This is a genomic window from Colwellia sp. MEBiC06753, from assembly GCF_053470325.1.
Genome location: NZ_JBQMTM010000014.1, coordinates 84,468 through 98,906 on the forward strand (window position 1 = coordinate 84,468; position 14,439 = coordinate 98,906).

The window sequence follows — 14,439 nt, forward strand, 5'->3', positions numbered from 1 at the left end:
ACAGAAAGTTACACTTCACTATATGTTCAGCATCTCTAAGGTTTAGTAGAGAGTTAGAAAAGTTAGGTTTGAGCATTAAAAAAGCCCCGCAGTTACCTGCGAGGCTTTTTAATGACTTCAACTATGTGAATTGTAAATTAAAGCTCTTTAGCTTTTTCTACAACGTCAACTAAAGTCCAAGACTTAGTCTTAGAGATAGGTGCACATTCACGAATAGTTACTACGTCGCCCATGTTACATACGTTAGCTTCATCATGTGCTTTCAACTTAGTTGAACGCGTAATGAATTTACCGTAGATAGGGTGTTTTACACGACGCTCAATCAAAACTGTGATCGACTTGTCCATCTTGTCGCTAACAACGCGACCTTGTAATGTACGGATTTTATCAGTCATTACGCACCTGCCTTCTCAGTGATGATAGTTTTAACGCGTGCAATGTTGCGACGCACAGTACGTAGCAAATGTGTTTGAGCTAACTGACCAGTACTTGCTTGCATACGTAAGTTAAATTGCTCACGTAATAAGTTAAGTAGTTCAGCATTTAACTCTTCAATGCTCTTTTCTTTAAGTTCGTTCGCTTTCATTACATCACCGTTCTAGTTACGAAGGTTGTTTTGAACGGAAGTTTAGCAGCTGCTAAAGCAAAAGCTTCGCGTGCTAAGTCTTCTGATACACCTTCCATTTCATAAAGAACACGACCAGGTAAAATTTGACATACCCAGTATTCTACAGAACCTTTACCTTTACCCATACGAACCTCAAGAGGTTTCTTGGTAATTGGCTTGTCCGGGAATACACGGATCCAGATTTTACCTTGACGCTTAACGTGACGTGTCATTGCACGACGAGCCGCTTCGATCTGACGAGCAGTCATACGACCACGCTCAACAGATTTTAAACCGTAAGTACCGAAGCTTACTGTGCTACCAGTCTGTGCAAGACCACGGTTACGCAGTTTAAATTGCTTACGGAATTTAGTACGTTTTGGTTGTAACATTACTTAACTCCTACTTGCTCTTGCGGTTGTTTCTTTTCTTAGGTTTAGCTGGAGCATCTGCTTGTTGAGCAGGCATACCACCAATTACTTCACCTTTGAAAATCCAAACTTTAATACCGATAACACCGTAAGTAGTGTCAGCACGCGCGATAGCGTAATCGATGTCAGCACGTAAAGTGTGTAATGGTACACGACCTTCACGGTACCACTCCGAACGAGCGATGTCCGCGCCGCCTAAACGACCACTTACTTCAACTTTGATACCTTTAGCACCTAAACGCATTGCGTTTTGTACTGCACGCTTCATAGCGCGACGGAACATAACACGACGCTCTAATTGGCTAGCAATGCTATCAGCAACTAGTTGTGCATCCATCTCTGGCTTACGTACTTCAGCAATGTTGATTTGCGCAGGTACACCAGCGATTTTAGATACGTGTAAGCGTAACTTTTCTACGTCTTCACCTTTCTTACCGATAACAACACCAGGACGAGCTGTGTGAATAGTTACACGGATAGATTTAGCTGGACGCTCAATTACGATTTTTGATAACGAAGCACGCTTTAATTTTTCAGTTAAGTACTGACGAACTAAGTGATCGCCATGAATGTTAGCTGCAAATTCTTTAGTGCTTGCGAACCATGTAGACGCGAAAGGCTTTGTGATACCTAAGCGAATACCGGTAGGATGTACTTTTTGACCCATACTAATATCTCCTAGCTATCAGCAACAATCACAGTAATGTGACTTGTGCGCTTAAGGATACGATCCGCGCGACCTTTCGCACGAGGCTTAATACGTTTCATCGTTGGACCATCGTCAACCATAATAGTTTTAACGAATAATTCATCGATGTCTGCACCTTCGTTGTGCTCTGCATTCGCAATCGCTGAGTTTAGAACTTTCTTAACTAAAACAGCAGCTGATTTGTTGCTGTATTCTAAGATTTCTAACGCTTTTTCAACGTGTAAACCACGAATTTGGTCTACAACTAAACGTGCTTTTTGCGCAGAACCACGGGCAAATTTATGTTTAGCAATAGCTTCCATTTAACTTCCCCTTACTTCTTCTTCGCTTTCTTATCCGCAGCGTGACCACGGTAAGTGCGAGTTGGTGCAAATTCACCTAATTTGTGACCGATCATTTCATCAGTTACAAATACAGGTACGTGTTGACGGCCATTATGGACAGCGATGGTCAATCCGATCATGTTAGGGATGATCATTGAGCGACGAGACCAAGTTTTGATAGGTTTCTTGTTCCCGCTTTCCAAAGCTTTCTCTACCTTCGTCAACAAGTGTAGGTCAATAAATGGACCTTTCTTGAGAGAACGTGGCATGGTATTTCCTCTTAATTAATAACTAGTACTATTACTTAGTACGACGACGTACGATGAACTTATCAGTACGCTTGTTCTTACGAGTCTTGTAACCCTTAGTAGGTACACCCCAAGGTGATACTGGGTGACGACCACCTGAAGTACGACCTTCACCACCACCGTGCGGGTGATCAACCGGGTTCATCGCCACACCACGTACGGTTGGACGAACACCACGCCAGCGCGAAGCACCAGCTTTACCAAGAGAACGTAACATGTGTTCTGCGTTACCGATTTCACCTAAAGTTGCACGACAATCCGCTTCGATTTTACGCATTTCGCCAGAGCGAAGACGTACTGTTACGTAAGCGCCGTCTTTTGCAACTAATTGTGCATAAGTACCAGCAGCACGCGCGATTTGAGCACCTTTACCAGGCTTCAATTCGATTGCGTGAATAACGCTACCTAAAGGCATGTTGCGAAGTGGCAACGTGTTACCTGCCTTGATAGGCGCATCAACACCAGACTGGATTGCATCGCCAGCACTAACACCTTTAGGTGCTAAGATGTAACGACGTTCACCGTCTGCGTATAATACTAACGCGATGTTTGCACTACGGTTTGGATCATATTCCAAACGCTCTACTTTCGCAGGAATGCCATCTTTGTTGCGTTTAAAGTCAATTACGCGATAGTGATGCTTGTGACCACCACCAACGTGACGAACTGTAATACGACCAGTATTGTTACGACCCCCAGACTTAGAGTTTTTCTCTAATAATGGAGCGTAAGGCTTACCTTTGTATAAGTCCGGGTTAACCACTTTAACAACGTGGCGGCGACCCGGAGAAGTTGGTTTACATTTAACAACAGCCATTTGTACTTCTCCTATGCTTCTGCGCCAACGAAGTCGATATCGCTACCTTCAGCAAGAGTAACGTACGCTTTTTTCCAGTCGCTACGACGACCAAAACGAGCACCTGTACGCTTTGTTTTACCCTTAACATTTAAAGTGCGAACACCGTCAACTTTAACTTCAAAAAGTGTTTCAACAGCAGCTTTGATTTCAGCTTTTGTAGCATTAGTAGCAACTTTGAAAACAACTGTGTTATTTGCTTCAGCAGCCATTGTTGCTTTTTCAGAAATGTTTGGTGCTAAAAGCACCTTTAACAAACGTTCTTCGTTTATCATGCGAACATCTCCTCAACTTGCTTAACCGCGCTAGCAGTCATTAATACTTTTTCGAAACCAACTAAAGAAACTGGGTCGATTGCTTGTACGTCAACCGCGTCAACTTTGTATAAGTTGCGAGCTGCTAAGAATAAGTTTTCAGAAACTTCTGAAGACACGATTAACACGTCTTTAAGTTCTAAACCTTTTAACTTAGCTACTAAGTCTTTAGTTTTAGGTGTATCTACTGAGAAGTCGTTAACAACCACTAAACGGTCTTGACGTACTAACTCAGAAAGGATGCTTTTGATCGCACCACGATACATTTTACGGTTTACTTTTTGGCTGTGGTCTTGAGGACGAGCTGCGAATGTTACGCCACCAGTTCTCCAGATTGGACCACGAGTTGTACCAGCACGTGCACGGCCAGTACCTTTTTGACGCCATGGCTTCTTGCCACCGCCGCTAACTTCTGAACGAGTTTTTTGCTTAACAGTACCTTGACGAGCACCTGCTGCATAAGCAACAACTACTTGGTGTACTAACGCTTCGTTGAACTCACGGCCGAACGTCGCTTCAGAAACTTCAACAGCGCCTGACGCGTCTTTTAATGCTAATTCCATCAAAATTCTCCTCAGACGTTAGGCTTTAACAGCTGGTTTGATGATAATGTCAGCGTTAACGTGACCAGGAACTGCACCTTTTACAAGAAGCAAGTTACGTTCAGCGTCTACACGAACTAACTCAAGGTTTTGCGTAGTAACTTTCGCAGCACCCATGTGACCAGACATTTTTTTGCCTTTGAATACGCGACCTGGAGTTTGACATTGACCGATTGAACCGTTTGAACGGTGCGACAATGAGTTACCATGAGTCATATCTTGAGTACGGAAATTCCAACGCTTGATACCGCCTTGGAAACCTTTACCTTTAGATGTGCCTGTCACGTCTACTAATTTTGTATCGTTGAATAATTCAACAGTGATTTCGCTACCAGTTGCTAAATCAGCACCTTCGCCTTCCGCTAAACGGAATTCCCATAAACCACGACCAGCTTCAACACCTGCTTTAGCAAAGTGACCAGCTGCTGGCTTGTTTACACGGTTAGCTTTTTTAGTACCAGTAGTAACTTGAATCGCTGAGTAACCATCGTTGTCTACAGTTTTTACCTGAGCAACACGGTTAGCTTCAACTTCTAGGACTGTTACTGGAGTAGAAACGCCATCTTCAGAGAAGATACGAGTCATACCAACTTTACGTCCAACTAGACCTATAGTCATGTTAAAACCCCCTATTAACCCAAGCTAATTTGAACGTCGACACCAGCTGCTAAGTCTAAACGCATTAATGCATCAACAGTCTTTTCAGTTGGTTCTACGATATCAATTAAACGCTTGTGAGTACGAATTTCGTACTGGTCACGCGCATCTTTGTTAACGTGTGGAGAAATCAAAACAGTGAAACGCTCTTTGCGCGTAGGTAATGGAATTGGACCACGAACCTGAGCACCAGTGCGCTTAGCAGTGTCAACGATTTCTGCTGTAGATTGATCAATCAAACGATGATCAAACGCTTTCAAACGAATGCGAATTCTTTGATTTGACATTAATCAAATCCCCTTTTAAAAGAACGAACAAAATACAACCCATCACCTTTATTTTGGATAAAGGGGGGTGTATCGATTAAATCATTCAGCCCCCAATCGGGGCTGCTGTCGCGGTAAATAAACTGCCGAAGCCGATTAATTTACACTAAACTCACGAGAGCATAGCTCAACGTGGACGCGCATTATACCTAAACTGATTAAAAGTACAACACTTATTTTACTTATCACTTTTTACTTTGCAAAATAGTTCTACCTATATATAAGCAGAACGAGTATTAAATTTTATCGAATAAAAAAGCGTAAAAAACCACCAAAAACCTAGGGCATTTTCGGCTATTTCTACAATTTTTGGTGTAGGTTTACTTTTAGTTCTGGTATACTCGCGCGGTTTTTATTCACTAACCACCTAACATTAGGTAAGAGCAATACAATGGCAGACTTAAGCAAATACAGAAATATTGGTATTTTCGCTCACGTTGATGCTGGTAAAACCACAACAACTGAACGAATTTTGAAACTTACAGGTATGATCCATAAGATCGGTGAAGTTCACGATGGTGAATCTACAACTGACTTCATGGAGCAAGAAGCTGAGCGTGGTATTACTATCCAGTCAGCAGCTGTTACTTGTGAGTGGAAAAAACACCGTTTCAACGTAATTGACACTCCGGGCCACGTTGACTTCACAGTTGAAGTATACCGTTCATTAAAAGTTCTTGATGGTGGTATCGGTGTATTCTGTGGTTCTGGTGGTGTTGAACCGCAATCAGAAACTAACTGGCGTTACGCGAACGACTCTAAAGTAGCTCGTTTGATTTTCGTAAACAAATTAGACCGTTTAGGTGCTAACTTCTTCCGCGTTAAAGACCAAGTTAAAAACGTTCTTGGTGCTAACCCACTTGTTATGACTTTACCAATTGGTGAAGAAGATAACTTCGTTGGTGTTGTAGACGTATTATCTCAAAAAGCTTACGTATGGGATGATTCAGGTCAACCAGAAAACTACGAAGTACAAGATATTCCTGCGGACATGGTAGAACAAGCTGCTGAGTACCGTGAAATGTTAATCGAAACTGCTTTAGAAGCAGACGAAGACATGTTAATGGAATACTTAGAAGGCGAATTAGATCCAACTGAAGAACAAATCAAAGCGTGTATCCGTAAAGGTACTAACGAATTGTTATTCTTCCCGACATACTGTGGTTCTGCTTTCAAGAACAAAGGTATGCAGTTACTTCTTGACGCTGTTGTTGATTACTTACCATCGCCAACAGAAGTTCCACCTCAGCCGTTAACTGACGAAGAAGGTGCTCCAACTGGTGAATACGCGATCGTTGACGCAGACGAGCCATTCCGTGCATTAGCATTCAAAATTATGGATGACCGTTTCGGCGCACTTACTTTCGTACGTATCTACTCTGGTCGTCTTAAGAAAGGTGATACAGTACTTAACTCATTCACTGGTAAAACAGAGCGTATCGGCCGTATGGTTGAGATGCAAGCTGATGACCGTACTGAGTTAACTGAAGCGCAAGCGGGTGACATCTTAGCTATCGTTGGTATGAAGAACGTTCAAACTGGTCACACTTTATGTGATGTTAAGAACCCTTGTACGCTTGAAGCAATGGTATTCCCTGAACCAGTTATCTCAATCGCTGTTTCTCCTAAAGAGAAAGGTGGTGCTGAGAAGATGGGTATCGCTATTGGTAAAATGGTTGCAGAAGATCCAACATTCCAAGTTGAAACTGATGAAGATTCAGGCGAAACCATCCTTCGCGGTATGGGTGAATTACACTTAGATATCAAAGTTGATATCTTGAAGCGTACTTACGGCGTTGAATTAGAAGTTGGTAAACCACAAGTTGCTTACCGTGAAACTATCACGCAGCAAATTGAAGATTCTTACACGCATAAGAAACAATCTGGTGGTTCTGGTCAATTCGGTAAGATTGATTACCGTATCAAGCCAGGCGAGCCAAACACTGGCTTCAAATTCGTTTCAACAGTTGTTGGTGGTAACGTTCCTAAAGAATTCTTCCCAGCAATCGAGAAAGGTTTTGCTGGTATGATGGAACAAGGTCCAGTAGCAGGCTTCCCAGTACTAGACGTTGAAGTAGAATTATTCGACGGTGGTTTCCACGCAGTTGATTCATCAGCCGTTGCTTTCGAAATCGCTGCTCGTGGTGCATTCCGTCAATCAATGCCAAAAGCTGGTCCACAACTTCTTGAGCCAGTAATGAAAGTTGACGTGTTCACTCCAGAAGATCACGTTGGTGACGTAATCGGTGACCTTAACCGTCGTCGTGGTATGATCAAAGACCAAGAAGCTGGCGCAACTGGCGTTCGCATCAAGGCAGACGTACCATTATCAGAAATGTTCGGTTACATCGGTCACTTACGTACTATGACTTCAGGCCGTGGTCAATTCTCTATGGAATTCAGCCACTACTCAGCAGCTCCACAAAACATTGCTGAAGAAGTTATCGCTGAAGTTAAAGAGCGTAACGCTAAGAAGTAATAACCTAGTTATTAATTACTTAGAGTAATATCGAAAGCCCGCATAATGCGGGCTTTTTTATTTATCTCATTTATGTCCGTAGAAACATTTAAAAAGTACATTAAATAACAGACATAAAAAAACCGCCATATAGCGGTTTTTTGTTTGCACTTAAGCAACTTAGAATTCGTACTTATAGCCAACTGTCATAGTACGTGGTTTACCTACCATAATCGAACCATGTGTTTTAGTTGTTACATACTCTTCATCTAATAAGTTATCTATATTAAATGTAACCTGTTGACGTTGTGCAAAAGCATAGTGAGCAGCAAAATCTATAACTGTTCTGCTTTCTATATCGTCTTGGCTATAGCTTCCTTGGCCTGCTTTAGTACGCATTTTACCCATATAACGAGCTAGTACATCAGCGCGCCAGTTATTAGCTTCCAAACCAACGGTTAGTTGTAACTGGTTTTCAGGAACATAGGGTAACTCATCACCAACCAATACATCTCCCCAGGTTTCGAGGTCTGAAGAGAAGTCATTCTTAAACTCAGTATCGGTATATGTATAAGTAAGGTTTACAGGCATAGCCAAATTGCCTAAATCAGCTAGGTATCCGGCTTTGACCTCTAGGCCTTTAACGTCAACTTCACCAGCATTATATTGGTTGCCTATATTATCATCCTCACAACCTTGGCTAGCAGTACAGTTGCCATGCATATTAGAGTAGTCAGAGTAAAACGCTATTGCTTCTGCGCTCATATTGTTTTGATTAAAACGCAACCCGAACTCGTAGTTAATGCTTTCTTCGCTTTCGGCAGAGTCATTGCCCGGCGCTGGTGGCGCAAAGCCTTTCTGTATGCCTCCAAGTAAAACAAGATCTTGATTTAGCTTATAAGTTAATGCCAAGGAAGGTAACCATACATCAGTGTCATTCTTCTTATGTGATGAAATACCATTACGACCAGGGTCAGACTTACCCCAGTCGTTCCGTTCAATGCTCATATCTTCAAAGCGTAAACCCGCATTAATGACAAAATCTCCAACTGTATATTCGTCGTGTACAAATATGGCTAAAGCTTTAGCACTATCAATGCGATTTGAATCCGTTCCAGGAATGCCCGCACTTGTTTGCGTCATGTCATAGTTCTGGTCGATAGTATATTTATCAACCCACTGGAATCGATCCATCTCGTCTTCATGATATCGAACACCAAATTTGACTTGGTGATCATTTAAATCCGCAAATAGTGTCGATTGAATACCTTGCGCCAAATATGCACGATTATTTGCCTTAACATCAACGGCTAAATTTCCAATTATTGAGTCAGTATCAAATTCAGCTGCTGCTTCAATGCCACCAGAACCTAAACTTAAACCGTTTACCTTGCTTGTTTTGTACCAATTGCGTTTGAAATCATTGTAGTAAGCCGTTGTGCCTAAAGAGTAGCGCGCTGATATATCAATACTGTGATTAATTTGCAGCTGCTTATGTTCAGTACTCATGTTATCTAATTGTGAAGCCGAATAACGAGTATAAGGGTTTTGATCAAAATCATGTTGAGTTAACCCCATATAGGTTTCATCAGAGCTTTCATCTGCATACTTCAATTTAAATTCTAATTCCTGATAGTACTTAGCTGACTTTTTAGAATTAACTTTAACCTTGGCTAAAATATCGTTTTTCTTGAAACCTGTTTCAGCATCACTGTAATTGATATCTTTAAAGCCATCAGCTTGATAATGAAATACTTCAAAAACTGAACTTACTTGTTCACCGCTGCCTCCAACATAGCCATGCACTTTAGCAAAGCCATCTTCGCCCGCTTGCAAAGCTAAACGCCCTGCTAAAGATTCAGTAGGAATTTGTCGCGATAACATGTTAACTACGCCACCGGTTGTGCGAGGACCAAATATCGCACTAGACGTGCCTTTTAGCACCTCAACGCTTTGCATGCGGCCAGCGGTTGGGAAGTAGTATGCCGAAGGTGCAGAGTATGGTGCTGGTGCCGCTAAAACACCATCTTCCATAATTGTTACTTTTTCACTACGGTTTTGTCCTGTGCCTCGCATTCCTATGTTAGGACGTAGACCATAGCCATCTTCTTCTAACACATACACACCTGGCACTGTTGTTAAAGTACGCATAATATCTGTGTAGTCAAATCGCTCTAGTTCTTCTTGATTTAAATGATGGGCACTGCCGGGAATATTATTGACTGAATTAGCGTGACCAAAAATTGATAAATGTTCAATATCATCCGCGGTGTCATCAGCTAACGCTAAAAATGAAATAGCAGAAGTAATTGCTGCGGCTACCAGCGCAGGTTTGAATATTTGATTAGAAGCCATTGGTAATACTCTAAATAAGATGATTATTAATTTATTGCGACATTAAAACAGAACTCGTAATGAGAATCAATGTCATTTCCATTTTATTTGTGATTCAGATCAAATTATTAGTAATGAGTCTTAAATTTAGCTAACTAGCGTTGTTTAAAACTCAGAAACTATACTCAGAGGTGAATACAGGTGCATGTTGGATAAAGCATGAAGATGATGGCAAGATGTTTAAGGGATGGGAATTCCACTTCCAAAGTCGTAGCAAATTAATTATTGTTGCCTTTTTGAGCAAATTTAAAAATCCACCTGCATAGTAGATGTCTTTGACACGGCTCCATGTAAGGGAGCTTTTTTATTCATCAACATCTAGTAGTAATTGACACTCTTCCTCCTCTTTAGCAACTTTGTCTTAGTATTTTACATACCTTTTATTATTGCGTCGTTAGCGCCAAACCGAATCAACAAGGTATCCTCTTTGCCAGAAATGATTACCTCATAGTTTTTTCTTTCGTAAGTATGGAAATTTAGCAAATATTCGGATTGTCACTCGACCTTTTACATACCCACCAACTCTGAAACACTCAAACTTGGTGGAGTTCGAACTAAAAGGTGAACATGGTCTATCTGCACATTTAGCTCCACAATGTAACATTTCTTCATATTGCAGTAGACGTAAATGCTTTGATAAACCTCTTTTCCAAGCTTACCTTTTAAAATTTTAAACCTATACTTAGGCGTCCAAACGATGTGATACTGACATAGATAGAACACGTGTGATGCTTGTTCATATCTGCTCATGTTATTTACTCTTTCATTTGCAGGTTACAAACAAAAATAGTATTTAACATGGCCACTTTACGGGCAAAGCCCCCGACTGAACGGTCACCATATCCATAGGAGGCGGTTTAAAAATTGACAACAAAAAAGGCCGCTTACGCGACCTTTTTCAGGGTGTATTCTAGAAAATCTATCGATTATTCGATGATTTTAGATACAACACCAGCACCTACTGTGCGACCACCTTCACGGATAGCGAAGCGTAAACCTTCGTCCATCGCGATTGGGTTAATTAGCTCAACAACAAACTTCAAGTTGTCGCCTGGCATTACCATTTCTACACCTTCTGGTAACTCTACTGCACCAGTGATGTCAGTTGTACGGAAGTAGAACTGTGGACGGTAACCTTTGAAGAATGGTGTATGACGACCACCTTCATCTTTCGTTAATACGTAAACTTCTGATTCAAACTTAGTGTGTGGCTTGATTGAACCTGGCTTACATAATACTTGACCACGTTGTACTTCATCACGCTTAGTACCACGTAATAACACACCACAGTTCTCACCAGCACGACCTTCGTCTAGAAGCTTACGGAACATTTCTACACCAGTACAGGTTGTAGTTGTTGTGTCTTTGATACCTACGATTTCTACGTCGTCACCTACACGGATGATACCACGCTCAACACGACCTGTTACTACTGTACCACGACCTTGGATTGAGAATACGTCTTCGATTGGTAAGATGAAATCACCGTCAATCGCACGCTCTGGCTCTGGAATGTAAGTGTCTAAGTGACCCGCTAATTCAAGAATCTTCTCTTCCCATTGTGCTTCACCGTTAAGTGCGCCTAATGCTGAACCTTGAACTACTGGTAAGTCATCACCTGGGAAATCGTATTCTGAAAGTAACTCACGTACTTCCATCTCTACTAATTCTAATAACTCTTCGTCGTCTACCATGTCACATTTGTTTAAGAAAACAATAATGTAAGGTACACCTACTTGGCGAGATAATAAGATGTGCTCACGTGTTTGTGGCATTGGACCATCTGTTGCAGCACATACTAAGATTGCGCCGTCCATTTGTGCAGCACCTGTGATCATGTTTTTAACATAATCGGCGTGACCTGGACAGTCTACGTGCGCGTAGTGACGGATTTCTGTATCGTATTCGATGTGAGAAGTATTGATTGTAATACCACGCTCACGCTCTTCTGGAGCGTTATCGATTTGTGCGAAATCGCGTACATCACCACCGTAAGTTTTAGTTAATACTGCAGAGATAGCAGCTGTTAATGTAGTTTTACCGTGGTCAACGTGACCGATAGTACCAACGTTAACGTGCGGTTTCGAACGTTCAAATTTTTCTTTAGCCATTTTAAATGTACCTTAAAGATTACCAATTAAATTTATTTTTTAGCACTTAGCGACTGTTGACCACTGAGCAGCAAGGCACGTATTTTAGAGAAACAGATATCTGTTGTCAAAACAATGCCAGTGCCTTGAGCACTATCGCGTAAGCGCAAGATAACTAACTCGATAAAAGTTAGCCACCTCGAGATTCAATAACTGTGTCAGCTACTGCTTTTGGAGCTTCAGCATACTTAGAAAACTCCATAGAGTAGGAGGCGCGGCCTTGTGTTGCACTACGTAAATCAGTTGCGTAGCCAAACATCTCTGCAAGCGGCACTAATGCATTCACTAGCTTCATACCTGCTGGGCCTTCGTCCATACCATCGATCATGCCGCGACGACGATTTAAGTCGCCTACCACATCACCCATGTTCTCTTCTGGCGTTGTTACTTCTACCTTCATCATTGGCTCAAGTAACGCAGGATTTGCTTCCATTGCGCCCTTCTTGAAACCCATTGATGCGGCAATTTTAAACGCCATTTCGTTAGAGTCAACATCGTGGAATGAACCATCATATAATGTGACTTTAACGCCAAGCAAAGGATAACCGGCTAATACGCCTGATTCCATTTGCTCTTTACAACCTTTTTCAACTGCTGGTATGTATTCTTTAGGAACCACACCACCAACAATTTCATTAACAAATTCGAAGCCATCGCCTTCGAGCGGCTCCATCTTCAGCCAAACGTGACCAAATTGACCACGACCACCAGACTGACGAACAAACTTACCTTCAACTTGCACTGCTTTACGAATTGACTCACGATAGGCTACTTGCGGCTTACCAACGTTACAGTCAACTTTAAATTCACGCATCATGCGATCAACAATGATATCTAAGTGTAGCTCACCCATACCAGAAATAATGGTTTGTCCTGATTCTTCATCAGTTTCAACGCGGAACGACGGATCTTCAGCGGCTAGCTTACCTAAAGCAATACCCATTTTTTCTTGGTCAGCTTTAGTTTTAGGCTCTACTGCCACCGAGATAACCGGCTCTGGAAACTCCATCCGTTCTAACGTGATTATGTGATTTGGATCACATAAGGTGTCACCTGTGGTGACATCTTTAAGGCCGATAGCCGCGGCAATATCACCCGCGCGAACTTCTTTAATTTCTTGACGATCATTAGAGTGCATTTGCACAATACGACCAAATCGTTCTTTCTTTTCTTTAACTGGGTTATAAACAGCATCACCCGTTTTAACCACACCAGAATAACAGCGGAAGAAAGTTAACGTACCTACAAATGGGTCAGTCGCGATTTTAAATGCTAGTGCAGCGAACGGCGCATTATCATCTGCTTCACGAACGCCTTCAGATTCGTCTTCATTAATACCTTTAATCGCAGCAACTTCTGTTGGTGCAGGCAAGTATTCAACTACCGCATCAAGTACGGCTTGTACACCTTTGTTCTTAAAAGCTGAACCACAAGCGCATAAAACGATTTCATTATTTAGCGTGCGTTGGCGAAGACCTGCTTTAATTTCTTCTTCTGAAAGCTCACCTTCTTCAAGGTATTTTTCCATTAGGTCATCAGAGGCTTCTGCCGCTTCTGATACTAAATTTTCACGCCATTCTTCAGCAAGCTCGACCATGTCAGCTGGAATGTCTTCATAAGTGAAGGTCATACCTTGATCAGCTTCATTCCAATTAATCGCTTTCATTTTCACTAGATCTACAACACCAGTGAAATCTTCTTCGCTACCGATCGCCAATTGCATTGGTACCGCATTCGCGCCTAAACGGTTTTTGATTTGACCAACAACGTTAAGAAAATTGGCACCCATACGGTCCATTTTGTTAACGAATACCATGCGTGGTACATGATATTTTTCCATTTGTCGCCAAACGGTTTCTGTTTGAGGTTGTACACCTGATGAGGCACAAAGCACTAGTACAGCGCCATCAAGTACACGTAAAGAACGCTCTACTTCAATGGTAAAGTCAACGTGGCCTGGAGTATCGATGATATTGATACGATGATCATCAAATTGAGCATCCATACCTTTCCAGAAACAAGTTGTTGCCGCAGAGGTAATAGTAATACCACGCTCTTGTTCTTGTTCCATCCAGTCCATGGTGGCTGCGCCATCATGCACTTCACCGATCTTATGCGAAAGACCAGTATAAAATAATACGCGTTCTGTAGTGGTTGTTTTACCTGCATCAACATGAGCACAAATACCAATATTTCGATAACGCTCAATAGGTGTCGTACGACTCACTTTATATTCCTCTGTTTTTAGGTGTTGCCTAAAACTAACTTTAGAAACGGCTCAAACTTAGATGACGATTTAATTCA

15 protein-coding genes and 1 pseudogene are annotated in these 14,439 nt (G+C 41.8%); 1 reads left to right on the forward strand and 15 read right to left on the reverse strand.

Going from position 1 to position 14,439, the window contains the following annotated elements; all coding sequences use genetic code 11:
• Positions 1-137 precede the first annotated feature (137 nt).
• From rpsQ to rpsJ, 11 genes are read right to left on the reverse strand one after another with little or no spacing between them, the layout of a single operon-like run.
• Positions 138-395 (reverse strand): 30S ribosomal protein S17, encoded by a 258-nt coding sequence (gene rpsQ / locus ACOB82_RS12065; RefSeq protein ID WP_448213243.1) that lies wholly within the window; start codon positions 393-395, stop codon positions 138-140.
• The gene (gene rpmC, locus ACOB82_RS12070) at positions 395-586 is read right to left on the reverse strand and encodes a 50S ribosomal protein L29 (RefSeq protein WP_448213244.1); all 192 of its coding nucleotides are present in this window, start codon (positions 584-586) and stop codon (positions 395-397) included. The genes rpsQ and rpmC overlap by 1 nt, the downstream gene beginning before the upstream one ends.
• A complete protein-coding gene (gene rplP, locus ACOB82_RS12075) occupies positions 586-999 on the reverse strand; it encodes a 50S ribosomal protein L16 (protein ID WP_448213245.1) in 414 nt (137 codons plus the stop codon). The genes rpmC and rplP overlap by 1 nt, the downstream gene beginning before the upstream one ends.
• 10 nt (positions 1,000-1,009) lie before the next feature.
• Positions 1,010-1,705 (reverse strand): 30S ribosomal protein S3, encoded by a 696-nt coding sequence (gene rpsC / locus ACOB82_RS12080; protein ID WP_448213246.1) that lies wholly within the window; start codon positions 1,703-1,705, stop codon positions 1,010-1,012.
• Positions 1,706-1,716: 11 nt separating this feature from the next.
• Positions 1,717-2,049, reverse strand: a complete 333-nt coding sequence (gene rplV / locus ACOB82_RS12085; protein WP_115998805.1) for a 50S ribosomal protein L22 — start codon at positions 2,047-2,049, stop codon at positions 1,717-1,719.
• A gap of 11 nt (positions 2,050-2,060) precedes the next feature.
• Positions 2,061-2,339: a 30S ribosomal protein S19 gene (rpsS, locus tag ACOB82_RS12090; RefSeq protein WP_115998804.1), complete on the reverse strand. Its 279-nt coding sequence runs from the start codon at positions 2,337-2,339 to the stop codon at positions 2,061-2,063.
• A 31-nt stretch (positions 2,340-2,370) separates the two neighbouring features.
• A complete protein-coding gene (gene rplB / locus ACOB82_RS12095) occupies positions 2,371-3,195 on the reverse strand; it encodes a 50S ribosomal protein L2 (protein WP_448213247.1) in 825 nt (274 codons plus the stop codon).
• An 11-nt stretch (positions 3,196-3,206) separates the two neighbouring features.
• On the reverse strand, positions 3,207-3,509 hold the full coding sequence (gene rplW / locus ACOB82_RS12100; RefSeq protein WP_448213248.1) for a 50S ribosomal protein L23: 303 nt from the start codon (positions 3,507-3,509) through the stop codon (positions 3,207-3,209).
• Positions 3,506-4,111, reverse strand: coding sequence for a 50S ribosomal protein L4 (gene rplD, locus ACOB82_RS12105; protein WP_448213249.1), 606 nt, complete (start codon positions 4,109-4,111; stop codon positions 3,506-3,508). The genes rplW and rplD overlap by 4 nt, the downstream gene beginning before the upstream one ends.
• An 18-nt stretch (positions 4,112-4,129) precedes the next feature.
• Entirely contained in the window at positions 4,130-4,768 is a 639-nt protein-coding gene (rplC, locus tag ACOB82_RS12110; RefSeq protein WP_448213250.1) for a 50S ribosomal protein L3, read from the reverse strand.
• Positions 4,769-4,782: 14 nt separating this feature from the next.
• Positions 4,783-5,094, reverse strand: a complete 312-nt coding sequence (rpsJ, locus tag ACOB82_RS12115; protein WP_115998799.1) for a 30S ribosomal protein S10 — start codon at positions 5,092-5,094, stop codon at positions 4,783-4,785.
• Positions 5,095-5,524: 430 nt separating this feature from the next.
• Between rpsJ and fusA (ACOB82_RS12120) the strand changes: the two genes are divergently transcribed.
• On the forward strand, positions 5,525-7,612 hold the full coding sequence (gene fusA / locus ACOB82_RS12120) for an elongation factor G (protein ID WP_448213251.1): 2,088 nt from the start codon (positions 5,525-5,527) through the stop codon (positions 7,610-7,612).
• Positions 7,613-7,771: 159 nt separating this feature from the next.
• Here the strand turns inward: fusA (ACOB82_RS12120) and ACOB82_RS12125 are convergent, their stop codons facing one another.
• The 4 genes and pseudogenes from ACOB82_RS12125 to fusA (ACOB82_RS12140) form a co-directional block, all read right to left on the reverse strand.
• The gene (locus ACOB82_RS12125) at positions 7,772-9,946 is read right to left on the reverse strand and encodes a TonB-dependent receptor family protein (RefSeq protein ID WP_448213252.1); all 2,175 of its coding nucleotides are present in this window, start codon (positions 9,944-9,946) and stop codon (positions 7,772-7,774) included.
• 400 nt (positions 9,947-10,346) lie between these two features.
• A pseudogene (gene tnpA / locus ACOB82_RS12130) lies at positions 10,347-10,735 on the reverse strand (IS200/IS605 family transposase).
• A gap of 176 nt (positions 10,736-10,911) precedes the next feature.
• Positions 10,912-12,096 (reverse strand): elongation factor Tu, encoded by a 1,185-nt coding sequence (gene tuf, locus ACOB82_RS12135; protein ID WP_448213253.1) that lies wholly within the window; start codon positions 12,094-12,096, stop codon positions 10,912-10,914.
• Between the two features lie 169 nt (positions 12,097-12,265).
• Entirely contained in the window at positions 12,266-14,362 is a 2,097-nt protein-coding gene (gene fusA / locus ACOB82_RS12140; protein ID WP_448213254.1) for an elongation factor G, read from the reverse strand.
• Between the last annotated feature and the right edge of the window lie 77 nt (positions 14,363-14,439).